Below are 21,673 nucleotides of genomic sequence, written 5' to 3' on the forward strand. Positions count from 1 at the left end.
CGCCGCAGGCATCTGGTTTCTGGGGCGATCCGGGTGCGACGTCGTGCGACTCTCAATTGACAAATGTGTTTGTCAATTGCATCCTGGATCTTGTGAGCAACGGCATCATCTATGTCGACGAGCCGGACCGGGTGGCCGCGGCGCTGTCGCCTATTCGTCGGCAGCTGCTCGGTCACCTGCAGGAGCCGACGTCTGCTACCCAGCTCGCTGCCGTGCTCGAGCTGCCTCGCCAGCGGGTGAACTACCATCTGCGGGCGCTCGAGTCGGCCGGGTTGGTGGAGCTGGTCGAGGAGCGGAAGCGTCGCGGATTCGTCGAGCGGATCGTGCGTGCGAAGCCGGGTGCGATCGTGGTCGACCCATCAGTGATGAGCCGCGGATCCGAGTCTGCTGAGAGCGCCGGGCGGATCATGGACCAGTTCGCCGCCGACCACCTGGTCGGGGTCGCGGCAGCCACCGTGCGGGATGTGGCCCGTATGCAGGTCAAGGCAGACGAGCAGGGCAAGCGCCTGCTCACGCTCACGATCGAGGCCGCCGTGCGCTTCGCTGACGCCGCCGACGTGCACAGGTTCACCGAGGAGCTGACCGAAGCGCTGCGGCGTACGGCCGAAAGCTTCGACAGCCCGACCGGTCGTCAGTACCGCGTGGTCATCGGCGGGCATCCCGCCCCGGCCGCGGTGACCGAACCGTCCGAACAGGAGCAGAGTGATGAATGACATTCAGCGCGGCGAGACGCCGCGGATCGAGGTCACCGCGTCGGCCTCGGCCGATGCCGCATGGCAGGCGCTGCGGGACCCGGCCGTCATCCGACAGTGGCACGGCTGGGACACCGATGAGACCGAGGCCGAGATCGACTCGATCTACTTCACCGACGTCGTCGAGGAGGCCGACCGGCGCATACTGGTGACCAACGGCGGCGACAGGTTCGAGATCCGGCCGGATGGCGACGGCGTCCGAATCACGCTGACTCGTGCGCCGTTGTCCGGCAACCCGGACTGGGACGCGTACTACGACGATGTCACCGAGGGATGGACGTCGTTCATGCAGCAGCTTCGGTTCGCGCTCGAGCGCCGGCCGGGCATGACCCGCCGCACGCTGTTCTTCGCCGATCGCGGCACCTACCCGGGCACCGTCATCGAGCGGCTCGGCCTCGACGCAGTCGCCGGGCAGCCCCGGGGCAGCCGCTACACAGCGACGATCGCCGGCGAGGACGTGGCCGGCGAGGTGTGGTTCCGCTCGACGCGCCAGCTGGGCGTGACGGTCGACGCATGGGGCGAGGGCCTGCTGGTGATCGCCGACACGGCGCCGTCGGACGCCGACGCGGCCGGCACGTCGATGGCCATCCTCAGCACGTACGGCCTCGAGGGCGCCGACTTCGGGCAGCTCGACACGAGGTGGGCCGGCTGGTGGGCCGATCACCGCGCCGGGGAGTGATCCCCAGCCAGGTGGCGCAGGGCGCGGTGGGCGGCGTGGTAGCCGCACATGCCGTGGACGCCGGCGCCGGGCGGGGTGGCGGCGGAGCAGAGGAACATCCCGGGGATGCCGGTGTCGTAGCCGGCGAGGGTGGGCCGGACGATGAGCTGGCGAAGGGTGTTGGCGCCGGTTGAGATGTCACCGCCGACGTAGTTGAGGTTGTACGCCGCGTAGTCGGCCGGTGTGGTGACGTGCGTCGCCACGATCTGGTCGCGGAAGCCGGGGGCGAAGCGCTCGATCTGGGCCAGCACCGCGTCGGTGGCGTCGCCCTCGTAGCCGTGTGGGACCTGCGCGTAGGCCCAGACCGGGTTGAGGTCTCCCGCCGAACGGGACGGGTCCGCGACGTACTGCTGACCCAGCAGCACGAACGGACGCTCCGGCATCCTGCCCGCCGCGATCTCCCGCTCGCTGGTCGCCACCTCGGCGATCGTCCCGCCGAGATGGACGGTGCCGGCGCGGCCGACCTCCGGGTCACGCCACGGGATCGGCCCGCGGACCGCCAGGTCGAGCTTGTACGCCGCGGGGCCGTGCTGCCACCTCCGCATCGCCCGGCGCGGCCGCTCGGGGAGGGCGGCACCGGCGATGTCGGCGAAGCCGCCCGGACTGGTGTCGAACAAGGTGACATCGGCGTCCGGAAGGTCGGCGAGGTTGCGGACGGTGGTGCCGGTGACGACGGTGCCGCCCAGCTCCTCGAGCCGCTCGGCCATGGCGAGGGTGATCGCGTGGGAGCCGCCCTCGGCGACCGGCCAGCCGTAGCGATGCCCGCTCACCACGAGCATGGTGCCCACGGCGGCCGTGCCCGGGCGGTCCAGCGGCTGGAACGCGTGCGCCGCGCACCCCGCGAAGAGCCCCTTCGCCGCCTCCTCGCGGAAGGCCCGCGCGAGCACGGTGGCCGGTGGCGCTGCGCGCATCCCGAAGCCGGCCAGGCGGAACGGATGCCGGGGGAGTCGCACCATCGGACCGAGGACGTGGTCAGAGATCGCGTCCCAGCCGCGTACGACCGGGCCGAACACCTGCTGCCAGCGCTGTCCGTCGGCGCCGAGGCCCGCGGCCGTCTCATCGACGGAACGGTGCAGCAGCGCGGCCGTGCCTGTGTCGAGCGGATGGGCGAGCTCGACCTCGGGAAAACGCCAGGTCAGGCCGTACTTCTCCAGCTCGAGACCGCGAAGGAAGGGTGAGGCCAGGCCGAGCGGATGGATCGCCGAGCAGATGTCGTGGCGCAGCCCCGGCAGGGTCAGCTCGGCGGTGCGCGTGCCACCGCCGACGGTCTCCGCCGCCTCGAGGACGGTGACCGCCACGCCGTGCTGCGCGAGCACGATCGCCGCCGCCAGGCCGTTGGGTCCGGCGCCGACGACGGTGCCTGAATGCGGCTTCATGGCCCAGTTCTTACGCTGGTCGAGCCGCGAGCGCCAGCGAGCGTGTCGAGACCAACACAGTCCCGTCGAGCGCGACAGAGGACCGTGTTGGTCATCTCGACAAGCTCGATACAACGCTCGACACGCCGTCCTTCGTTCCTCACGACGGCGGCTCGACCAGCGGAGGGCTCATTCGTTCAGGCTCCGTCGTTCAGCACCCGGTTGGCGACGGCGAAGGCGGTGTTGGCGGCAGGTACGCCGACGTAGATCGAGGTCTGCAGGAGCACCTCGATGATCTCCTCGCGGGTCAGTCCGTTGGTGAGCGCGGCGCGGAGATGGAACTCGAGCTCGTCGAAGTGGCGGCCGGCGACCAGGGCGGTGAGGACGCCGATCGAGCGGTCCCGGCGGGCGAGGCCGGGGCGGGTCCAGATCGTGCCCCAGGCATAGCGCGTGATCAGGTCCTGGTAGTCGCGGTTGACGTCGGTGATCGCGGCGGTGGCCCGGTCGACGTGGTCATCGCCGAGCACCTGGCGGCGTACGTTCATCCCGGCCGCGTAGGCCGGGTCCGACGCGGTCACGTGGGAGGTGATCAGCGTGGAGACGGCGTGCGGTGCCTCGGCGGGAGCGAGGTGGCCGACGGCGTCGAGGACGACGAGCCGCCCGTTGCGCACCCCGACGGCGATCTCCTCGAGCGAGGCCGGCGGGGTCGGGGCGTCGTCGACACCCGCGACCGCCAGGACCGGTGCGGCGATCTCGGCGAGCCGGCCGCGGACGTCGTACGCCGCCAGCGCCTCACAGACCAGCGCGTAGCTCTCCGCGTCGGCGTCGCGCAGCGAGTGGAGCAGGGCGCCGCCCCGGGCGGGCTCGCGCTCGAGGAAGCCGGGGGCGAACCAGCGCTGGGTGGAGCCGGCGATCTGGGATGCGGTGCCAGCGGCGCGTACGGTCTCCGCACGGTCGTTCCAGCCTTCGGGCTCGCCGATCTTGGCGCCGGTGTTGGTGAGCACCGCGGCGCTCACCCGGGTGGGTGCGTCGAGCAGGAGCTGGAGGCCGACGGCGCCGCCGACCGAGTCACCGGCGTAGGCGAAGGTGCCGTGGCGCTCGCCGCGGTCGGTGAGGACCCGGTCGACGCAGGCGAGCACGCCGGCGGCGAGGTCGGCCATCGAGAACGGCTCCTTCGCGGGGGCGCCGTGGCCGTGGCCCGGGAGCTCCCAGCCGATGACGTGGAACCCGTCCGCGAGCAGTTCGGCGGTGGCGGCCCAGAGCGCCGTCACTGAGGTGCCGAGGGAGGGCCCGACGACCAGGAGCGGCCTGCTCGGGTCTCCGGCCAGCTCGACGGGGGTGATTCTTGGCGTCATCACAGGTCCTTCCAGATTTCGTGGGCGCGGGTGACCGCGGAGTCGATGAGGGCGTCGGCGGCACCGAGATAGTCGTCCAGGCCTGCGGCGGCCTCGGTCCCGGCAAGGATCTCGCCACCCACGAACCCGGTCAGCGACCGCTGCTCGGCCAGCAGGTCCGCGCCGGCGGCTTCGGCCGTGGCGCGCATCCGGGCGGCGTCGACGCGGAGCCCGGCGAGAAGCTCGGTGGTCTGCGAGGCGGCGACGACGCTGCGGCGAGCAAGGGTCTGCAGGGTCTCCCACTCGACGTGCCAGGCGCCGTCGGGACGCTCGTCGACGTAGGTCGCCGCAGCGGTGTGGAGCGTAGAGGCCAGCGGGGGAGCGGCGAGCGCGTGGCGACGGATGAGGACCGAGAGCACCGGGTTGGCCTTGTGCGGCATGGTCGAGGAACCGCCGCGCCCCTCACCGGCCGGCTCGGCGAGCTCGCCGATCTCCGGGCGGGTCAGCAAGGTGACGTCGGTGGCGATCCGGCCCCAGGTGTCGGCCGCGGTGACCAGCGCGTCGGCGGCCGCGGTCAGCGCGGCGCGGTTGGTGTGCCAGGGGGCTCGCGAGGCCAGTCCGAGGGTGGTCGCCGTGGTCGCGGCCGCCTCGTGGGCGGCGGTCACGGGATCGCCGAGACCGCGGAGCCGGGCCAGGCCGACGACCGCGGCCAGGGTGCCGGCCGCGCCACCGATCTGGGCGGGCAGCGACGTACGCGTCCGGCGCAGGGCCTCGGCGGCGTCGCTCAGGCCGGAGAGCCAGGTCGCGGCCTTGAGCCCGAAGGTGATCGGCACCGCGTGCTGGGTCAGGGTGCGCCCGGACATCACCGTGGCGCGGTGGCCCCGAGCGAGGCCGACCAGCGACCCGGCCTGCGCGGCGAGCTCGTCCTCGACCCGGTCGAGCACATCGCGCAGGCAGAGTATGAGCGCGGTGTCGACCACGTCCTGGCTGGTCAGGCCCTTGTGGAGCCACCGGGCGGCCTCACCGTCGAGCCTTCCACGCAGGAGCTTGACGAGACCGATGACCGGGTTCCCCCCGGCTTCAGCACCTTCGGCAAGCCCTGGGGCATCGTCGGCGGAGACCAGGCCGGCCAGCGGCGTACCTGCTTCCTCGGGGGCGATCCCGGAGGAGACGATCGCGGCCAGCCAGGCTTCCTCGACCCGCACCATCGCGGCGAGGTAGGCGGCCTCGGAGAAGAGATCCCCGGCGCGCTCCTCGCCGGGCCACAGCAGCGACATTCGACTCCTCAGCGGTAGGTGAGAAAGGTGGTCTCGCGGTCGCCCTGGAGGTGGATGTCGAATCGCAAACCGGTTGCGTCCGCGGTTGCCACCAGCGTCGCACGCTCGTCCTCGGACAGCGACACCAGCAGGGGGTCGCCGGCGTTGGCGGGGTGCTCGGGCAGGTAGATCCGGGTGTGCAGCTTGTCGAGCAGCCCGCGGGCGAAGACGGTGAGAGCGAAGAACGGCGCCGAGCCGTCCTCGGACGCCCCCGGGAGCACCGTCGAGAACGTGTAGTGGCCGTTCAGGTCGGTGTCGGCGCGGCCCCAACCGGTGAAGGTCCAGCCGTCGCGGTGCAGCGACCCCTCGGCCTGCGGGACGTTGCCCTCGGCGTCGGTCTGCCAGATCTCGAGGAGCGCGTCGGGGATGGGGTTGCCGGCGCCGTCGTAGACCCAGCCGTGCAGCCGGATCGAGCCGGCGCTGCCCGGCGGGACCAGGTCGGCGTCGCCCTCGTAGGGGAGCGCGTAGCCGAAGAAGGGGCCGATCGTCTGGCCTGGCGTGGCCGAAGCGGAGCCCGGGGCAGTCTGGTTCGGGGTGCTCACAGGTCGCCCTCCTCGGGCTCGGTCCAGGTGCGGCTCGGGCCGGTCAGGACGATGTCCCAGCTGTAGCCCATCGAGTACTCGGGGGTGGAGAGGTCGTGGTCGTACGTCGCGACCAGAGCATCACGAGCCTTCTGGTCCGTGATCGACTGGTAGATCGGGTCGAGCGCGAAGAGCGGGTCGCTGGGGAAGTACATCTGCGTGATCAGCCGCTGCGTGAACGCGCGGCCGAAGAGCGAGAAGTGGATGTGCGCCGGCCGCCAGGCGTTGATGTGGTTGCCCCACGGGTAGGGGCCGGGCTTGATCGTCTGGAACCGGTAGCGCCCCTCGGAGTCGGTGATGCAACGGCCGACGCCGGTGAAGTTGGGGTCGAGCGGTGCCGGGTGCTGCTCGCGCTTGTGGACGTAGCGGCCCGCGGAGTTCGCCTGCCAGATCTCGACGAGCTGGTTGCGTACGGGGCGCCCCTCGCCGTCGGTCACCCGGCCGCTGACCGTGATCCGCTCGCCGATCGGCTCGTTGCTGCCGGCGATGGTCAGGTCGGCCTCGAGCGGCTCCACGTCGGAGTTCCCGAAGCACGGGGCCCACAGCTCGATGGTCTCGGGGTCGGCATGGCGCGGGTCCTTGGTGGGGTGGCGCAGGATGCTGGACCGGTAGGGCGGGTAGTTCAGCAGGGGTTGACGTACGTTCTGGCCCGCGGAGTCGGCCTCGATGCTGTTCGCCTCGAGCTGGGCGATCTCGGCCGAGAGGTCGGCTTGAGTCTCGACTGGTTGTTTCTTGGTGGGCGCTGTCACGCTCCGAACGCTAGGTGCCGGAGGCGTACGATGAAAGCATGGACTTCCGCTGAGCGAAAGGGTTGGGAGAGATGGCAGGAGGCAGCGGAGGCCGTACGGTCGCCTCCCGCGTGCTCGGTCTCATCGGCGCCTTCGACGCCGGTCATCGCCGGCTGACTCTGAGCGAGCTCGCCTCCCGCGCGGACCTCTCCCTCCCGACCGCCCACCGCCTGGTCGCCGAGCTGGTCGAGTGGGGCGCCCTGGTGCGGGAGGTGGACGGGACGTACGCCGTCGGCCGCCGGCTCTGGGACGCCGGTCTGCTCGCCCCGGTCGCAACCGACCTGCGCTCGGTCGCGGCCCCGTTCCTCCATGACCTCTACGGCGCGACGCTGGAGACGGTCCACCTGGCTGTTCGCGAGGACGACCACGTGCTCTACCTCGAGACACTCCGCGGGACCCGCAACGTACCCATCGTCTCCTCGGTCGGCTCGCGCCTGCCGATGTACTCCACCGGCGTCGGCAAGGTGCTCCTGGCCCATGCGCCCGAGGACGTACGCAACCGGGTGCTGGCCGGCCCGCTCAGACCCTTCACCCGCCACACCATCACCACCCCCGGCCTGCTGCGGCGCCAGCTCGACCGGGTGATCACCGAGGGATACGCGACCACCGCCGAGGAGATGACCCTCGGCGCCTGCTCGGTCGCGGTCCCGATCACCACCGGCTCCGGAGTCGTCGGCGCCCTGGGCATCGTCGTCTCCGACCTCCGCCGCAACCGCCTCCGCCTCGTCTCCGCCCTCAAGGTCGCCGCGCAAGGCGTCTCCCGCGCCCTCCCCTGAGTCCGGTAGTCGATCCGTCGTTCCCCGCTGGTCGAGCCGCCGGAGCCGCTAGGCGGAGGCGTGTCGAGCGTTGTATCGAGCTTGTCGAGATGACCAACACGGTCCCGTCGGCGCTCGATGGCGCCGTGTTGGTTTCGACACGCTCGCTGGCGCTCACGGCTCAACCAGCGAGGCCTGGACCCGGCGGGGTGGGGTACCTTGCGCGGGTGACGATCCAGACCCCGCACGAAGACGTACGCCGCGCCGCCGTCGAGCGCCTCGGCGCCCTCGCGACGCCTCCCGGAGCCCTGGGCCGCCTGGGCGAGCTGGCGGTCTGGGTGGCCGCGTGCCAGGGCGAGGTGCCACCGCGGCCGATCGAGAACGTACGACTCGTGATCTTCGCCGGCGACCACGGCGTCGCCCAGCACGGGGTCTCGGCGTTCCCGCCGGCGATCACGGGCGCGATGGTGCGTACGTTCCTGGGCGGCCGGGCCGGAGTCAGCGCGCTCGCGAAGGCGCACGGCGTACAGGTCCGGGTGCTCGACCTCGGCGTCGATGAGGAGTTTCCAGACCTCGACGAGGCCACCCGGGAGGCGCTGACCCAGCACAAGATCCGGCGGGGGAGCGGCGCGATCCACCTCGAGGACGCGCTGAGCGCAGAGGAGACCCGGGCCGCGCTGGAGGCCGGTGCCGCGGTGGCCCGCGAGGAGATCGCCGCCGGGGCGCAGCTGCTGATCAGCGGCGACATGGGCATCGGCAACACCACGCCCGCGGCCGCGATGGTGGCCGCCGGACTCGGGCTGCCCGCGAGCGAGGTCACCGGTCGTGGGACCGGCATCGGCGACGATGCTCTGCGGACCAAGACCGACGTCATCACCGCGGCCCTGGATCGCGCCGGTGAGCGCGCCGGCGACCCGATCGAGACCCTCGCCGCGCTCGGCAGCGCCGACCTGGCCGCGACGACCGGCTACCTCCTCGAGGCCGCCCGCAGCGGCACCCCGGTCCTTCTCGACGGCCTGATGAGCGTCGCCTGTGCCCTCACCGCCGACCGGATCGAGCCGGGCGCCGCGACCTGGTACGCCGCCGGCCACCGCTCCACCGAGCCCGCCCAGTCGATGGCCCTGGAGAAGCTCGGCCTAGAGCCGCTGCTCGACCTCGACCTGCGCCTCGGCGAAGGCTCCGGTGCCGTCGCCGCGGTGCCGGTCGTACGCAGCGCCGTCGCACTGCTGCGCGACGTCGCCCTGCTCTCCGAGCTCGCTCCGGGAGATCCTGCCTGATGCTCGTGCGGGACGCCTGGCGTCTCGCGGTCGGCACGCTGACCGCGATGCCCGTGCCTCCTCCCGAGCACGTCGATCGCCGTCGTGCCGCGGTGGCGATGGCGGTGGCGCCGCTGGCGGTGTTACCGCTCGCGCTGGGGGCCGCCGCTATCGCACTCCTGGGGCAGCTCACCGGACTACCGCACCTGGTCACCGCCCTCCTCGCGATCGGCGTCGTGGTCGCCGGCAACCGAGCGCTCCACCTCGACGGTCTCGCCGACACGGTCGACGGCATGGCCGCCTCCTATGACCGCGAGCGCTCGCTGGCGGTCATGAAGACCGGCACCTCCGGCCCCGCCGGCGTCACCGCGATCGTCCTCGTCCTCGGTCTCCAGGTGGCGGCACTCGCCTCCCTGCTGGAAGGGGAGGTCGTACGCACCTCGGTGCTCGCCGCTGTCGCCGTCTGCGCCTCGCGCGCGGCCCTGGCGCTGTGTTGCACTCGCGGTATCAGGCCGGCGCGCGAGGACGGGTTAGGGCGTACGTTCACCCAGACCCTGTCACCCCTCGTCACCGTCCTCGTCTGGACCGTCGTCGCGGCCGCCCTCGGCGGCGCCTGCGCCTGGGCTGGACTGCCTTGGTGGCGAGGAGCCCTCGCCGCTGCCGTTGCCGCTGCCGTCGTCGGCGCGATCATCCTGCGGGCGATCCGGCGGTTCGGGGGAGTGACCGGCGACGTCTTCGGTGCGGCCGTCGAATCCACGCTGGCAGCGCTGCTCGTCACCTTGGCCTGACACGCCCCGCTGGTCGAGCCGGATTCGTGAGGAACGAGCGAATCCGTGTCGAGACCAACACGGTGACCTCCGCGCTCGATGGGGCTGTGTTGGTCTCGACACGCTCGGCCGTAGGCGGCCTCGCGGCTCGACCGACGGGGCGGCTAGAGCTTCAGGACCCGTCCGGCGATGACGAGATGCACCTCGTCGCACGCCGCGGCCAGCCGCTGGTTGACCAGCCCGAGCAGGTCGCGGAAGAGGCGGCCCGATCGATGGGCCGGCACGACCCCGAGGCCGACCTCGTTCGTCACCAGCACCACATCGCCGCCCTGCTGCTCCAGTACGGCAGCAGCGTCCTCGACCAGCGCCGAGACCGCCGCGGTCGCCATCTCCGACGTGGCCTCCCACAGCTGGCGGGAATCCATGACGGCCGTGAGCCAGGTACCCAAGCAGTCCACCATCACGGCGTCGCCGTCGGTCAGCCCCTCGGCCAGCGCCCCCGCGAGATCCCGAGACTCGACCGTACGCCACCCCTCCGGCCGCCGAGCCCGATGCGAGGCCAGTCGTGCAGCCCAGTCAGGATCCGGCTCCTCCTCGACCGTCGGCCCCGGCGCGACGTACGCGACCGAAGTCGCCGCCGCGAGCAGCGACTCGGCGTGCCGGGACTTCCCCGACCGCACCCCACCCGTCACCAGAATCCTCACTCTGTCAGTCTCCCAGCCATCGCATAGCCTGCGCCCATGACCCCAGAGCGCATCGCGCTGATCTCGGACGTACACGGCAACCTGACCGCCCTGGAAGCCGTCCTCGCAGACATCGACGCGAGAGGGATCACCCGGATCTTCAACCTGGGCGACTACGTCGGCAAGGGCCCGCGAGGCCGAGAGGTGGCGGAGATCTGCCGAGAGCGGTGCGAGGTCAACATCCTCGGCAACTGGGAGGACTTTCTCCTCGCCCCCGAGCCCGACTTCGGCCGCGAGTCGGTGGGGCTGATGTGGTGGCGGCTGCAGGCATGGGAGCAGGCGGAGTGGCTGCGTACGCTCCCGTTCTCCCACGACTTCACGATGAGCGGCCGCCGGATCAGGCTCTTCCATGCCTCCGAGGAGACGGTCCACCGACGGGTCAGGTTCGACCATGACGAGCAGGAGTTCCTGGGCCTGTTCCAGAACACCGAGGCCACCGGCTTCGACCGGCCCGAGCCCGACATCGTCGGCTACGCCGACACCCACGACCCCTACTACGAGACCGACCGGGACCGGCGCACCGTTTTCAACACCGGCAGCGTCGGCAACTGCATGAGCGACCCGACCCCGGTCTACGTCATCCTCGAGGGCGTGATGGACAGCGATCAGGAGGCCCCGTTCGGCATCCAGTGGGTCCGGGTGCCCTACGACGCGGAGGCCGAGATCGCGTACGCCGCCGAGGAAGGCATGCCCGAGCTCGAGGAATACACCTACGAGCTGCGGACGGGCTTCTACCGAGGCAACCTCAGGGACGGCGAGCAGCCGACCTACCACCGCAAGGGGTAGATCGGCTCTTCACCGCTCCAGAAGCTGAAGCCGTCAACTGATCTTGCGCCGGTAGACAGCCATGGCGGCGGCGTACGAGACGACCAGGATGCCCACGCACCAGGCCAGCGCGACCCAGATGTCGTCACCGACCGGCTGCCCCGCGAAGAGTGCCTGGATGGTGTTGACGATCGAGGTGACCGGCTGGTTCTCGGCGAAGGCGCGCACCGGGCCGGGCATCGTCTCCGTCGGCGCGAACGCCGAGCTGATGAACGGCAGGAAGATCAGCGGGTAGGAGAACCCGGTGGCCCCCTCCATGGTCTGGGCCGCCAGCCCGGGGATGACCGCGAGCCAGGTCAGCGCCAGGGTGAGTAGCGCCAGGATCCCGGCGACCGCGAGCCAGGCGCCCAGGTCCGCCGAGGTGCGGAACCCCATCACGAACGCGACGCCCAGGATGATCACCATGGTCAGCATGTTGGCCACCATCGAGGTGCCGACATGCGCCCACAGCACCGCCGAGCGGGCGATCGGCATCGACTGGAACCGCTCGAAGATCCCGCTCTTCATGTCGGTGAAGAGCCGAAGCGCGGTGTACGCGATGCCCGAGGCGATCGCCATGACCATGATCCCGGGGAGCACATAGTTGACGTAGTTGTCGGTGCCGGTCCGGATCGCGCCGCCCAGCACATAGACGAAGAGCAGCATCATCGCGATCGGTGTGAGCGCGGTGGTGATGATCGTGTCGGGGCTGCGGGTGATGTGCCGCAACGAGCGGCTCAACAGAGTGCCGGCATCGGCGAATGCGTGCTTGGTCATGCCTGTCCTCCTTGATGGGTGCCTGCTCGGTTGGTGGAGCCGGTGAGTGAAAGGAAAATTTCTTCCAGCGACGGCTGCTTCTCGACGTACTCGACCTTCGCCGGCGGCAGCATCGCCTTGAGCTCGCCGAGGGTGCCGTTGGCGATGATCGTCCCGCCGTGCAGGATGGCGATCCGGTCGGCGAGCTGCTCGGCCTCCTCCAGGTACTGCGTGGTGAGCAGCACGGTGGTGCCCTGCGCGGTCAGCTCGCGAACGACCCGCCACACCTCCAGGCGTGCCTCCGGGTCCAGCCCGGTGGTCGGCTCGTCCAGGAAGATCACCGACGGCGAGCCGATCAGCGACATGGCGATGTCCAGCCGCCGCCGCATTCCACCGGAGTACGTCGCGACCTTCCGGGCGCCCGCCTCGACCAGGTCGAAGCGCTTCAGCAGCCCGTCGGCCACGTCGCCGGGGGAGGGGAGGTGGCGCAGCTTCGCGACCAGGATCAGGTTCTCCCGCCCGGTCAGGATCTCGTCGACCGCCGCGAACTGGCCGGTCAGCGAGATCGCCTCCCGTACCCGCTGCGCCTCGTCGACCACCGATGCACCCTCGACCAGCGCCGCGCCGGCATCAGGTTTCAGGAGCGTCGAGAGGATGCGTACGGCCGTGGTCTTTCCGGCTCCGTTGGACCCGAGCAGCGCGAAGATCGTGCCCCGCGCCACCTCGAAGTCAACCCCTCGCAGAACCTGGTGGTCCTTGTAGGACTTCTCCAATCCCCGTACGGAGATGGCAGCTGTCGCGCTCATGACTCGTCCTCCTCGTTGCTCTGCTCATTTGTGATGGTCTGAATGGCCTCGTTGAGCCGGGCGCGCTCCTTCTTGATCCAGGCGCCCTCGGAGTAGTTCCTGGCGAACTCCTCGGCGAACTCGACCGGGTTGTCGCCGACGATCGCGCTGACCGGGGTGCCGTCGGCGGCGGCCTGCTCGAAGAGCTCGAGGAGGTCCTCGGCCATCGCTGTCACGATCGCGCCGTCGGCGATGCCGGCGGAGTACATCAGGTAGCGCTCGACCGCGTCGTGCGCCTTGCGGTGGTTCTCGGGGAGCTGCTGCTTGCGGGCCTTGAGCTGCCGCCAGCGCTTCTTCAGCTCGAGCTCGCCGACGACGGCCTCGAACATCGATCGGATCGACATGCCTTACTTCCCTTCCGTACGAAGGTTCTCCAGCCGTTCGGCCAGGAACCCCCAGGTGGTCCAGAACTCTTCGAGGTACTTCTCGCCTGCGGTGTTGAGCGAGTAGACCTTCCGTGGCGGCCCCTTCTCGGACGGCCGCTTCTCGACGTCCACCAGTCCGTTCTTCTCGATCCGGACCAGCAGCGCGTAGACCGTGCCCTCGGCGATCTCGGTGAACCCCTGGCTCCGCAGCCAGGTCGTGATCTCGTATCCGTACGCCGGGTTGCCGGTCAGGAACGCCAACACGATCCCCTCCAGCGTCCCCTTGAGCATCTCGGTCATCTGCTTGCCCATCGGGCACCTCCCCTCTGCCCATCTCGGGCTACTCAGTGTCGCTGACTACCGGTACATAGTAGCGCTGAGTAGTGGCGCTGGGTCAAGTCCTATCGCAAGCAGAAATGCCAGCGGCGCTGGTACGACGGTTGTGGCCGTCGCACCAGCGCCGCTGGCCCGTGTCCTGGGGTGTGCTCAGCTCGTGGTGTCCACGTCGGAGGCTCGCTCGAGCGCCGTGGAGAGCAGGTCCGCCACATCCACAGATGCCTCACTGTCCCCGCTGTGCGTCACCCCGACCCCGACGAGGCGTCCGTCGTCCGTCTCCGCGAACGCGATGCTGCCGACCTCGACAGGGTTTGACGACGTACTCGTGAACGTGAATCCCAATGCTCCGTCAGGAAGCCCGCTGATCGGCTCCGCCGTCGCCTCGCCGTAATCGCCCTTGTCGGCATCTGCTGTGCACTCGTCGACAGCCTCCTGGATGGCGGTGAGCATCGACCCGGCATCGGGGTAGTTCCCTCCACCGGGAACGAACACCGTGGCGCCGACGACATCCCCGTTCTGGAGCGTGTACTGGTCGCCGGTCGTCCCGTCTGCAGCAGTCGACAACTTCCCTTCCAGGTATCCAAGTGCGTCACACCAACCGGTGCCTGGCGCGCCCTGGCTCCCGTCCACGGTCTTCTCGACCTCCGGAAGGGCGTCGGCATCGAGCAGCGTCGGTTCGGCGCCGCAGGCCGTCAGGAGCAGCGAAGCAGCACACAACAGTGCCGCCAGACCGCGCGTTGCACTACTTGTAGTACTCCAGGAAGGCATCCTTGTATGTCCCTTCGAAGTCGCCGCTGGTCACGTACTCGTTCAGGTAGTTCATCGCCTCGTGAGCGTAGCGATCCACGTCGTCGGGTGGGACGTCGGACATCTTGATGACTTGCCCGTCGCGGTGGAACGTCTCGTCCGTGGCGGGGATGTCGATGACGCCTGCCCGCTCGAGCGCGAAGAGTGCGTTGAGCTCTACGCGGTTGATGCCCTCGGAAGCGCGGACGTTCGCGTTGTCGGTGGCTGCAGCCGCTTCGTTGGCGAACTTCTCGCCGGCGGCGTCCTTGCCGAGGTCGATCGCCTGGCCGACGCCGTAGTCGATCAGCTTGCTACCGATCTCGCCGACCTGCTCGGCGCCCGGGAGGGGCACCATCCCGGCCACCTCGCTCGTCAGGTCGATGAACGCCTGACGCTGGGCGTCACGGTCCTTCGCGCCATCGATCTCGACCTCACCGACGGCATGCTCGGCGAAGCCCTGGAGGTGGCCGCCGCGCTCGAGAACGTCGCGCAGCTCGGTGCGCAGGCCTGGGTCATTGGGATTCTGTGCCAGCTCGGCGGCGATGTTGTTGATCTGGGTCTGCTGGAAGGTGCCCACGCCCTCGGCGATGCTTGTCATCCCGTCCTGCGTGCTCATGGAGACCTTCATCATGTTCTCGAGGTCGCCCGCGTAGAACTTCGGGTAGGGATCCATCTTGCCGTAGTGGTCGAGCGAGAACGGCTCGGTTCCCGGCTCGCCCGAGTGGTCGGGGTTGTGGAGCGCAGCGTCGATTCCGGGGGTGTAGAACTTCATCAGCTCTGCCACATGGGGCGAAGCGGCCTTGGCGTCCTCCGCGTTGAAACCCTCGTTGTCGCTCACGTCGTGGAAGAACTTCGACACCAGGCCCGTCGTCTCCTGCGGGTGCTCCTTGAGGAGCTCCTGGTTGGTGCCGATGCCCTCGGCGAGCTCCGAGATGCCGGCGTAGCCGTCGGCCTGCCAGGTCCGCTTGTCGAAGTAGAACTCCTGGCGCTCGTTTCCGTGCTCACCTGTGAAGAACTCGAGGCCCTGCTCCGGGTGATCGCCGAGGTTGCCCATGATGGCGGCCATCGGGTCGGCGCCGTAGCCGTTCTCGCCCGAACCCAAGGGGCCATGGCCGGTGTGGTGATACCAGGTCTTGGCGTCGAGCGGACCATCAGCCTGCTCGAACTTGTCAAGCTCTTCGGCAGCCCCGAGGACCAAGTCGCCGTTGAGGTCGTGGTCCTTCATCAGGTACGCCAGCACCGACGCTCCGCCGGTGCCGCCCCAGTTCGGGTATCGATCCCGAAGGGCGTCCTGCTCATCGTTGGAGAGGTAGACCCCTGAGGGGCCGGCGTACTTCACGATGTCGTGGCCGAACTGCTCGGCCGGGAAACCGGGGTCGTTCGAGGCCGATGCGAGACCGCTTCGGAGGTTGGATGCGAGTGTGTTGAGAGAGCCGGAGTCCGGCGACTGCATCCGCAGGTATTCCTCGATCCTCGCCATGCTGGCGACGGTGCCGTCCGCCCCGAGGTCTTTGTAGAGCCCGGCGGCGACGGTCGTGTCGTCGGTGTAGGCGCTCAGCATGGAGTTGAGGCGGTCGGCCTCTTCCTTGCTGAGCTTGTAGTCGTCGTCGTTCAGCGTGCTGTCGAGGCGGTCGCTGATCTCCTTGCCGAGCCGTGTCTGAGCATCCGGCGGGAGGGCGTCGATGTAGCCGTCGTACTTGCCCGGATCGCTGAGCATCTTGTCGATGAGCTCGTCTTCGGGCAGGTTGCGCAGCTCGGGCGGCAGGCTGGCCTGCTCGATCGTGCCATCGCCACCGTCGTAGTCGCCCTTGGTTGCGTGATTGAGGACGGCCGTCAGGTCCGCGTCGGCGGACGCGGCGTCGGTCAGCGCATCCTGGATGGTCTGGGCGAGCTGCTGCATCGTGCCCTTGTCCTTGTCCGGGTCTTTCTCGTCCGGGCTCGGATCGGTGATCTGTACGCCGCCGGAGAAGGAGACCTTCCAGCCTCGGCCGGTCGCGTCGTCGTAGGCGTGCTTGGCGTTGTCCTTGGCCTTCTTGATGGAGGCGGCGGCCTCGTCGAGGGCATTGATGACCTGGGACAGCGGAGCCGCCATGTCGTTGAGGTCGGCGATCAGCCGACGATGACGGTTCTCGGCACGGGTGGACGCCTCGCCGACCCAGGTGTCGGGGACCTTGCCGGCGTCCATCTCGTCCTGCTGGTCCTGGAAGCTCTTGCGGGCGGTGTTGAGCTGGTCCGCGGCGGTGTCGAGCTCTTCGGGCTTCCAGGTCTGCAGCTGCTCATAGGTGACGGCCATCAGTCTCTTCCGATCATTGCTTCGCGGTAGCGCGCCTGCTGAGCCGTGATGGTGTCGGCCTCCACGATCGCGTCGGCGTCGGCGACGGTGGTCGACTTGTGGTCGCGGGCGTCCTTGACCCACTTGTCCTTGTCGCTCTTCCACTCGGTCTTGAGGCCGTTGGCGGCGCCCGCCGACGTGCTTCCCGGCAGCGCGGAGGCGACCTTGCCCATCGGGCCTTCGAGATCGAGTCCTGCGACGGCTTCGGCCGCGGTCCCGATGGAACGGGCCGCGGTCTTCACCTGCGGCGCCACGATTTCGACGTTCACGAGAGGGTCCCCCAAGACGTTCGGAGCGATTGGTAACTCTCTCCTACCCCAAATTCCGGGTTTCAAACACAAATCGTCGAGAAATCTTGTACCGAGCAGTTCCCGCACCTGGACGCGCTCACCTGCGCGGATCTGCCCGTGGGTGCCAAACCTTTGGGATAACGTCTCGGGCCATACGAGGCCGTCCAGCACCGGCAGGACGGGCGCGATCCAACTTGATGGAAAAGGGCGCGATGTCACAACCGAACGAGGCGGCAGGGGCGGGACCGGCATGGTCGGCGCCGAGCCCGCCAGCACCTGCTGGCGGTCCGCGAAACGGCCTAGGACTCGGGCTGGCCGGGCTGGGGCTCGGGGCGGGAATGCTGGTGATCGTCGCCCTGGTGCGCGTGGTCGTGGGCATCCCAGATGTCAGCAAGAGCTACTACAACTCCTTCTACAACATGGAGGACCGCCCGGTCGTCTGGCTGATCCTCGGGCTGCTCATGATCGCCTCGATCATCCCGATCGCTGCCGCGGTGGTGCTCGGGCATCTCGGTCTGAACCGGGCGAAGGCGGCCGGAACAAGCGCCGCGGCCTCAGGGATCGCGCTCGGGATCGGCTACACGCTCGTGGTCTTCTGGGTCGTACGACTCATCAACGCGATCACGAACACCGCACAGTTCAATGGCGGAATCAGGATGGTCATCGAGTACGTCGGCCTCTGGGCTTGAGGACGACGTGTCCCGGACGCCGTCAACGTACGTCCGCCCAGAACCTCTCGAGCTCGGCGTCGAGCTCGGCAGCGACCTGCATGGGCAGGGAGTGGGTGGTCTTCGGCCAGACCTTGACGGTCGCGCGGGGGAGCAGCTCGGCTCGCTCGGCGGCGTCCTCGCCACCGGCCAGCGACTTGTCGCTCGCGATCGCGACGTAGACCGGCATCCGCAGTGACCGGATCTGCTTGTCGCTCAGCCGCGAGGGCGTCGGCAGGCTGCCGGAGTCGAAGTGCGCCGTACCGGCGGCGATCATCCGGGCCATCGGGTCCTCGGGATCGACCTCGTCGTCCTCGACACCTCCGATCCGGTTCAGCGCATGGTCGCGCCAGGAGTCGGGCAGGAACGGGAGCGCGGCAACCGCCGACCAGCCGATCGCCCAGGCGGGCAGCATGCCGAACGTCATGATCGGCTCGAGCAGGGTGAGGCTGGCCAGCCGATCCGGGTGGCGCACCGCGACGGCCGCGGCGAGCCCGCCGCCCTGGGAGTGACCGACCAGGTGGATCCGGTCGAGTCCGAGACCAGCCAGCGCCTCCTCGACCCAACGGGCGTTGTCGTCCATCCCGCGCAGCGGCAGAGTCTGCTCGGAGAGCCCGCTGTCGCCGATCGCGTCGAAGGCGTAGACGGTGCGGTGCTCGGCGAAGTCGCGCAGGTTCTCTCCCCACATCGGTACGCCGCTGGCCCGTCCCGGCACCAGCACGACCGGAACCTCATCGACCGGGTCCGGGTTGATCCAGGCGTACGCACGGACCGTGCCGAAGGTGGTCTCCACGTCGTGCGTCTTGGTCGGTTTCGGCAGCGCAGCGAAGGCCGCGTCGTACGCCTTGATGTAGGCCTGGCGTCCAGCAGGGCTGCGGAAGTGGCCGACGCCGGGGCCGCTCGTGCCGAGCACCATCACCAGGCACCCGGTCGAGACGACCGCGATGACGGTGAGGAGCACCACCGGCCAGCGCCGGCGCTTCCTGCGCGGTTCGATGTGCTCATCCCGAATGTCCTCGTCCATGTCGTCCCCCGATAACGATGCGATCGCATTGAAACCTATTGCGATGCGACTGTATTGCTAACCTGGGCGCCATGCCAAGAGCCGTCGACCACGAACAACGCCGGTTCGAGATCGTTGCCGGGCTCTGGCAGGTCGTTGCCGAGCAAGGGATCGAGGGCGTCAGCCTGCGGACCGTCGCCGCCCGGGCCGGCGTCTCGATGGGTCGCGTACAGCACTACTTCGGCACCAAGGACGCGCTGGTGATCGCCGGCATCGATCTGCTCGTCAAGCGGGCCGTCATCGAGTACGAGGCGACCGCCGTCCGTCCGCCGCAGGACCGCCTCCTCCACATCCTGCTCCAGCAGATCCCGGCCACCGACGCGGGCCGCATCGGGGTCACCGTCTGGTACGCCTACGTCGCCAAGGCGATGACCCACCCCGCCGTACGCGCGATCCTGGCCGAGGCGACGAGGGTCGGTGTCGAGGAGTGCACCCGCCATATCGAGGAGGCTGACGGTCTCGAAGAGGCCGAGGCGCGAGCATGCGCTATCGAGCTGCTCGCGCTCTCCGACGGCCTCACCGTGCGAGTCCTCATCGGAGACATCACCGCCGAAGAGGCCGAAGCCTCGATCCGGGCGTACACGTCGCGCCGGATGCAGTCCCCGGAATGACGCCAGCTGCGATCGGGTCGCAGCGGCGTACGGCCCTTAAGGTCTACGGCGTGGTCGGGAATGAGGATCTGGGCTCGCCGTGGATGGCGACGGTGCGCCGGGTTGCCTGGACGGTGACGGGGGTGTTCAACGCCCTGATCGGGCTGGCCATCGGCGTCGGGTCGGTGGTGGCGGACGGTGGCACGTACGGGCCCTATCTGCTGGGGACCGGCTTCGGGATCCTGCTGTTCCTGATCGGTGTGCATGGACTGGTCACCAAGGGCGTACGTCCGGCCGGGAGCGCCACGCGCAGGACCAGGCGGCTGGGTGTTGCCGCCGGCGACGGGATCGTGATCCGGCTGAGGCGAGGGCCGGGAATCTGCGGAGAGCTGATGCTGGTGTGCTTCGTGGCGATGCTGTGCCTGGCGGCGGGGCTCGGCTTTCGGGCCGGCAATCTGTTCGTCGGGCTGCTGTTCATGCTCCTTGCGGTCTTCTTCGCCGTGGTCGTGGCCGAGCACGCGACGACGCTGGGGCTGCGACGAGCAGTGCTGATCACGCCCGAGGCGCTGACGGTGGAGCTCGGCCCCGAGACGGCCTCGGCGGCGTGGGCGGACCTCCGTGTCGACATGTTCGAGCAGGTCATGAGCCCGAACGGGATCACGGTGAGGAACCGTTTCCTCGAGATCACCGCGCGTGGCGATGCGCCGTCGTGGACGGTGACGCGACGTCATCGGATCCGGCTGATTCCGAAGCGCTGGCGCAAGGGCGTCGTCCGGATCGGCTACCCGCTCCTCGACCGCCCCGAGCAGGTGCTCACGACGTTGAGGTCGCTGCAGCGGCGTACGGACGAGGGCCGCCGGGTGGTGCTGTCCAACGACACGACCCTGACCTATCTGACCGGAGACCTCGAGATCTCGCCGTTGTCGGTGACGGACGCAGGTCAGGCGCTGTAGTGCCAGAGCTGTGACCACGGCCGCGTCGCGGTGTCGCAGACATGGATCGGGGCGCCGTTCTCCTCGTTGTCGGCACCTTCGCGGTTGTGGAGCGAGGCGACCTGCCGGCAGCCGTCGAAGAAGCGGTCGGGTTCATCGAACCCGACCACGACGATCGGTGTGGCGCCCTTCGGCGGCTGCTCCCAGAACCGCCAGCCGTTGTGCCCGCTGTGGACGGGAGCCCCCGTGCCATACCACTCCAGAGCCCCGGCTTCTCCGTAGTTGGCGGTGAAGACCACGGCCGTACGCTGCTGGGCGGGTGTCAGGTCGTCGACGACCGCCCGTACCTGGGTGGCGTACTGAGGCCAGCCGATCGTCTCCAGCTGGTCCTCGCCGGCGGCGGTGTAGAAGGAGCTGGCGTAGGTCTTCGCCGGGATCACCGGGAGGTTGATCGGCCAGGCGGGGATGGTCAGAAGTGCCAGGCCGGCGCCGAGAAGGCCGACGGTGCGCGGTCGCAGTCGCTCGGCGACCACCACGGAGCCGGCCGCGACCAGCGGCGGGAACAGGCCGGCCAGGTAGTAGCCCTTGCCGCCCGCGATCAGGAAGAAGCCCGCGACCAGCACGAACGCGACGGCGACCGGTCGGAGGAGCGCCCACTCGCGGCGCCGGAAGAGCGCTACCAGACCGATGATCCAGATCGGCGTGATCACCGGGCTGAGCAGGATCAGCGCCTGGGTGACGTACCCGATCCGTCCGGCCAGCCCGCCGTACTCCTCCCGGATGTCCTCGGAGAGGTCGAGCACCGGCCAGTCGTGCTCGAGCTGCCAGAGGAGGTTGGGAATCCACAGGACCAGCGCGGTGAGCCCGGCCAGCCATGGCCACGGCGTGGCCAGGTTGCGCCGGGTCGCCGGAACGAGCGCGATGCCGAGCAGGATCGCGCCGAGGAGGAAGACCACCGAGTGCTTGTTCTCCAGCCCGATCCCCGCGGTGATCCCGGCCGCCAGCCAGAACAGCCCCCGCTGCCGCCAGCCGTCGGCGATCAGCGCCCGGGCCACCAGCACCAGGATCGCGGTCCAGGCCAGCGCGTCGAAGGTGGCCGTCGAGTGCCAGTGCCCGAACGTCATCGTGACCACTCCGACGGCCACGAGTCCCGCGGTGAGCACCTGCGCCGTACGCCTGCCGCCGAGCAGCCGTGCGAACTCTGCCGCCAGCAGGACCAGTCCGACCATCGCCAGCAGACTCCACAACCGCAGCACGACGAGGTTGTACGGCGCGATCTCGGTCGCGACCCGCGCCAGCAGCGGTGTCAGCGCCGGCTGGTCGGGATATCCCCAAGCCAGCCGCTGACCTGCGGAGACGAAGTAGAGCTCGTCTCGATGCGGCCCGTAGAACGGGCTCATCGCCAGCAGTACGGCGGCCTGCGCGGCGACCACGAACCCGACAGCGGGGGAGTACCGCGGACGGGTCACGCCTCTGAGCGTAGGGGCCCCGCGCGTACGACG

Annotated in this window: 24 protein-coding genes; 9 read left to right on the forward strand and 15 right to left on the reverse strand. The window is 69.5% G+C overall.

The genetic code is table 11. From position 1 onward, the window contains the following. Nucleotides 1-92: 92 nt before the first annotated feature. Nucleotides 93-713: an ArsR/SmtB family transcription factor gene (locus tag ACFWQC_RS19510; protein WP_378681539.1), complete on the forward strand. Its 621-nt coding sequence runs from the start codon at nt 93-95 to the stop codon at nt 711-713. Beyond that, complete coding sequence (locus ACFWQC_RS19515; protein ID WP_378681542.1) at nt 706-1,431, forward strand: SRPBCC domain-containing protein; 726 nt, start codon at nt 706-708, stop codon at nt 1,429-1,431. The genes ACFWQC_RS19510 and ACFWQC_RS19515 overlap by 8 nt, the downstream gene beginning before the upstream one ends. On the opposite strand, the gene ACFWQC_RS19520 is transcribed toward ACFWQC_RS19515, so the two are convergent. From ACFWQC_RS19520 to pcaH, 5 genes are all read right to left on the reverse strand, one after another. Then, nucleotides 1,413-2,846, reverse strand: coding sequence for a phytoene desaturase family protein (locus ACFWQC_RS19520; RefSeq protein WP_378681545.1), 1,434 nt, complete (start codon nt 2,844-2,846; stop codon nt 1,413-1,415). The genes ACFWQC_RS19515 and ACFWQC_RS19520 overlap by 19 nt on opposite strands. Nucleotides 2,847-3,022: 176 nt before the next feature. Continuing rightward, the gene (locus ACFWQC_RS19525; RefSeq protein WP_378681548.1) at nt 3,023-4,180 is read right to left on the reverse strand and encodes an alpha/beta fold hydrolase; all 1,158 of its coding nucleotides are present in this window, start codon (nt 4,178-4,180) and stop codon (nt 3,023-3,025) included. Then, complete coding sequence (locus ACFWQC_RS19530) at nt 4,180-5,436, reverse strand: lyase family protein (RefSeq protein ID WP_378681551.1); 1,257 nt, start codon at nt 5,434-5,436, stop codon at nt 4,180-4,182. Before ACFWQC_RS19530 ends, ACFWQC_RS19525 begins: the two co-directional genes overlap by 1 nt. Before the next feature lie 8 nt (nt 5,437-5,444). After that, on the reverse strand, nt 5,445-6,017 hold the full coding sequence (gene pcaG / locus ACFWQC_RS19535) for a protocatechuate 3,4-dioxygenase subunit alpha (RefSeq protein ID WP_378681553.1): 573 nt from the start codon (nt 6,015-6,017) through the stop codon (nt 5,445-5,447). After that, nucleotides 6,014-6,805: a protocatechuate 3,4-dioxygenase subunit beta gene (pcaH, locus tag ACFWQC_RS19540; RefSeq protein ID WP_378681556.1), complete on the reverse strand. Its 792-nt coding sequence runs from the start codon at nt 6,803-6,805 to the stop codon at nt 6,014-6,016. Before pcaH ends, pcaG begins: the two co-directional genes overlap by 4 nt. A gap of 71 nt (nt 6,806-6,876) precedes the next feature. On the opposite strand from pcaH, the gene ACFWQC_RS19545 reads away from it, so the two are divergent. The 3 genes from ACFWQC_RS19545 to cobS all read left to right on the forward strand — a co-directional run bounded on the left by ACFWQC_RS19545 (nt 6,877) and on the right by cobS (nt 9,643). After that, nucleotides 6,877-7,620: an IclR family transcriptional regulator gene (locus tag ACFWQC_RS19545; RefSeq protein WP_378681559.1), complete on the forward strand. Its 744-nt coding sequence runs from the start codon at nt 6,877-6,879 to the stop codon at nt 7,618-7,620. A 206-nt stretch (nt 7,621-7,826) separates the two neighbouring features. Next, on the forward strand, nt 7,827-8,876 hold the full coding sequence (cobT, locus tag ACFWQC_RS19550; RefSeq protein ID WP_378681562.1) for a nicotinate-nucleotide--dimethylbenzimidazole phosphoribosyltransferase: 1,050 nt from the start codon (nt 7,827-7,829) through the stop codon (nt 8,874-8,876). Further along, nucleotides 8,876-9,643: an adenosylcobinamide-GDP ribazoletransferase gene (cobS, locus tag ACFWQC_RS19555; protein ID WP_378681565.1), complete on the forward strand. Its 768-nt coding sequence runs from the start codon at nt 8,876-8,878 to the stop codon at nt 9,641-9,643. The genes cobT and cobS overlap by 1 nt, the downstream gene beginning before the upstream one ends. Nucleotides 9,644-9,786: 143 nt before the next feature. On the opposite strand, the gene cobU is transcribed toward cobS, so the two are convergent. Beyond that, a complete protein-coding gene (gene cobU, locus ACFWQC_RS19560) occupies nt 9,787-10,326 on the reverse strand; it encodes a bifunctional adenosylcobinamide kinase/adenosylcobinamide-phosphate guanylyltransferase (protein WP_378681567.1) in 540 nt (179 codons plus the stop codon). Nucleotides 10,327-10,362: 36 nt separating this feature from the next. On the opposite strand from cobU, the gene ACFWQC_RS19565 reads away from it, so the two are divergent. Continuing rightward, on the forward strand, nt 10,363-11,151 hold the full coding sequence (locus ACFWQC_RS19565; protein WP_378681569.1) for a metallophosphoesterase family protein: 789 nt from the start codon (nt 10,363-10,365) through the stop codon (nt 11,149-11,151). A gap of 33 nt (nt 11,152-11,184) precedes the next feature. On the opposite strand, the gene ACFWQC_RS19570 is transcribed toward ACFWQC_RS19565, so the two are convergent. From ACFWQC_RS19570 to ACFWQC_RS19600, 7 genes are all read right to left on the reverse strand, one after another. Then, a complete protein-coding gene (locus tag ACFWQC_RS19570) occupies nt 11,185-11,946 on the reverse strand; it encodes an ABC transporter permease (RefSeq protein WP_378681572.1) in 762 nt (253 codons plus the stop codon). Then, entirely contained in the window at nt 11,943-12,731 is a 789-nt protein-coding gene (locus tag ACFWQC_RS19575; RefSeq protein ID WP_378681575.1) for an ABC transporter ATP-binding protein, read from the reverse strand. The genes ACFWQC_RS19570 and ACFWQC_RS19575 overlap by 4 nt, the downstream gene beginning before the upstream one ends. After that, nucleotides 12,728-13,114: a DUF1048 domain-containing protein gene (locus tag ACFWQC_RS19580; protein ID WP_378681578.1), complete on the reverse strand. Its 387-nt coding sequence runs from the start codon at nt 13,112-13,114 to the stop codon at nt 12,728-12,730. The genes ACFWQC_RS19575 and ACFWQC_RS19580 overlap by 4 nt, the downstream gene beginning before the upstream one ends. A gap of 3 nt (nt 13,115-13,117) precedes the next feature. Beyond that, nucleotides 13,118-13,447, reverse strand: a complete 330-nt coding sequence (locus ACFWQC_RS19585) for a PadR family transcriptional regulator (protein WP_378681581.1) — start codon at nt 13,445-13,447, stop codon at nt 13,118-13,120. A gap of 174 nt (nt 13,448-13,621) precedes the next feature. Next, on the reverse strand, nt 13,622-14,239 hold the full coding sequence (locus tag ACFWQC_RS19590) for a hypothetical protein (protein ID WP_378681584.1): 618 nt from the start codon (nt 14,237-14,239) through the stop codon (nt 13,622-13,624). After that, the gene (locus ACFWQC_RS19595; protein ID WP_378681587.1) at nt 14,214-16,550 is read right to left on the reverse strand and encodes a WXG100 family type VII secretion target; all 2,337 of its coding nucleotides are present in this window, start codon (nt 16,548-16,550) and stop codon (nt 14,214-14,216) included. The genes ACFWQC_RS19590 and ACFWQC_RS19595 overlap by 26 nt, the downstream gene beginning before the upstream one ends. Beyond that, on the reverse strand, nt 16,550-16,858 hold the full coding sequence (locus tag ACFWQC_RS19600; protein WP_378681590.1) for a hypothetical protein: 309 nt from the start codon (nt 16,856-16,858) through the stop codon (nt 16,550-16,552). The genes ACFWQC_RS19595 and ACFWQC_RS19600 overlap by 1 nt, the downstream gene beginning before the upstream one ends. 233 nt (nt 16,859-17,091) lie before the next feature. Between ACFWQC_RS19600 and ACFWQC_RS19605 the strand changes: the two genes are divergently transcribed. Next, a complete protein-coding gene (locus ACFWQC_RS19605) occupies nt 17,092-17,568 on the forward strand; it encodes a hypothetical protein (RefSeq protein ID WP_378681592.1) in 477 nt (158 codons plus the stop codon). Nucleotides 17,569-17,590: 22 nt separating this feature from the next. Here the strand turns inward: ACFWQC_RS19605 and ACFWQC_RS19610 are convergent, their stop codons facing one another. Beyond that, nucleotides 17,591-18,610 (reverse strand): alpha/beta fold hydrolase, encoded by a 1,020-nt coding sequence (locus ACFWQC_RS19610; protein ID WP_378681595.1) that lies wholly within the window; start codon nt 18,608-18,610, stop codon nt 17,591-17,593. Nucleotides 18,611-18,681: 71 nt separating this feature from the next. On the opposite strand from ACFWQC_RS19610, the gene ACFWQC_RS19615 reads away from it, so the two are divergent. Together ACFWQC_RS19615 and ACFWQC_RS19620 are read left to right on the forward strand one after the other, a co-directional pair. Continuing rightward, nucleotides 18,682-19,260: a TetR/AcrR family transcriptional regulator gene (locus ACFWQC_RS19615; RefSeq protein WP_378681597.1), complete on the forward strand. Its 579-nt coding sequence runs from the start codon at nt 18,682-18,684 to the stop codon at nt 19,258-19,260. Further along, entirely contained in the window at nt 19,257-20,192 is a 936-nt protein-coding gene (locus tag ACFWQC_RS19620) for a hypothetical protein (RefSeq protein WP_378681600.1), read from the forward strand. Before ACFWQC_RS19615 ends, ACFWQC_RS19620 begins: the two co-directional genes overlap by 4 nt. Here the strand turns inward: ACFWQC_RS19620 and ACFWQC_RS19625 are convergent. Then, nucleotides 20,180-21,640: a glycosyltransferase family 39 protein gene (locus ACFWQC_RS19625; RefSeq protein WP_378681602.1), complete on the reverse strand. Its 1,461-nt coding sequence runs from the start codon at nt 21,638-21,640 to the stop codon at nt 20,180-20,182. The two genes, ACFWQC_RS19620 and ACFWQC_RS19625, sit on opposite strands and share 13 nt — an antisense overlap. Nucleotides 21,641-21,673 lie beyond the last annotated feature (33 nt).

It is taken from the genome of Nocardioides sp. NPDC058538 (assembly GCF_042719275.1).
GTDB lineage: Bacteria > Actinomycetota > Actinomycetes > Propionibacteriales > Nocardioidaceae > Nocardioides.

Coding starts and splice junctions, on each gene's coding strand:
- ACFWQC_RS19515 (WP_378681542.1), top strand. CDS start 706: ATGAATGACATTCAGCGCGGCGAGACGCCGCGGATCGAGGTCACCGCG.
- ACFWQC_RS19520 (WP_378681545.1), bottom strand. CDS start 2,846: ATGAAGCCGCATTCAGGCACCGTCGTCGGCGCCGGACCCAACGGCCTG.
- ACFWQC_RS19525 (WP_378681548.1), bottom strand. CDS start 4,180: ATGACGCCAAGAATCACCCCCGTCGAGCTGGCCGGAGACCCGAGCAGG.
- ACFWQC_RS19530 (WP_378681551.1), bottom strand. CDS start 5,436: ATGTCGCTGCTGTGGCCCGGCGAGGAGCGCGCCGGGGATCTCTTCTCC.
- ACFWQC_RS19545 (WP_378681559.1), top strand. CDS start 6,877: ATGGCAGGAGGCAGCGGAGGCCGTACGGTCGCCTCCCGCGTGCTCGGT.
- cobS (WP_378681565.1), top strand. CDS start 8,876: ATGCTCGTGCGGGACGCCTGGCGTCTCGCGGTCGGCACGCTGACCGCG.
- ACFWQC_RS19565 (WP_378681569.1), top strand. CDS start 10,363: ATGACCCCAGAGCGCATCGCGCTGATCTCGGACGTACACGGCAACCTG.
- ACFWQC_RS19570 (WP_378681572.1), bottom strand. CDS start 11,946: ATGACCAAGCACGCATTCGCCGATGCCGGCACTCTGTTGAGCCGCTCG.
- ACFWQC_RS19575 (WP_378681575.1), bottom strand. CDS start 12,731: ATGAGCGCGACAGCTGCCATCTCCGTACGGGGATTGGAGAAGTCCTAC.
- ACFWQC_RS19580 (WP_378681578.1), bottom strand. CDS start 13,114: ATGTCGATCCGATCGATGTTCGAGGCCGTCGTCGGCGAGCTCGAGCTG.
- ACFWQC_RS19585 (WP_378681581.1), bottom strand. CDS start 13,447: ATGGGCAAGCAGATGACCGAGATGCTCAAGGGGACGCTGGAGGGGATC.
- ACFWQC_RS19590 (WP_378681584.1), bottom strand. CDS start 14,239: ATGCCTTCCTGGAGTACTACAAGTAGTGCAACGCGCGGTCTGGCGGCA.
- ACFWQC_RS19595 (WP_378681587.1), bottom strand. CDS start 16,550: ATGGCCGTCACCTATGAGCAGCTGCAGACCTGGAAGCCCGAAGAGCTC.
- ACFWQC_RS19605 (WP_378681592.1), top strand. CDS start 17,092: ATGTCACAACCGAACGAGGCGGCAGGGGCGGGACCGGCATGGTCGGCG.
- ACFWQC_RS19610 (WP_378681595.1), bottom strand. CDS start 18,610: ATGGACGAGGACATTCGGGATGAGCACATCGAACCGCGCAGGAAGCGC.
- ACFWQC_RS19615 (WP_378681597.1), top strand. CDS start 18,682: ATGCCAAGAGCCGTCGACCACGAACAACGCCGGTTCGAGATCGTTGCC.
- ACFWQC_RS19620 (WP_378681600.1), top strand. CDS start 19,257: ATGACGCCAGCTGCGATCGGGTCGCAGCGGCGTACGGCCCTTAAGGTC.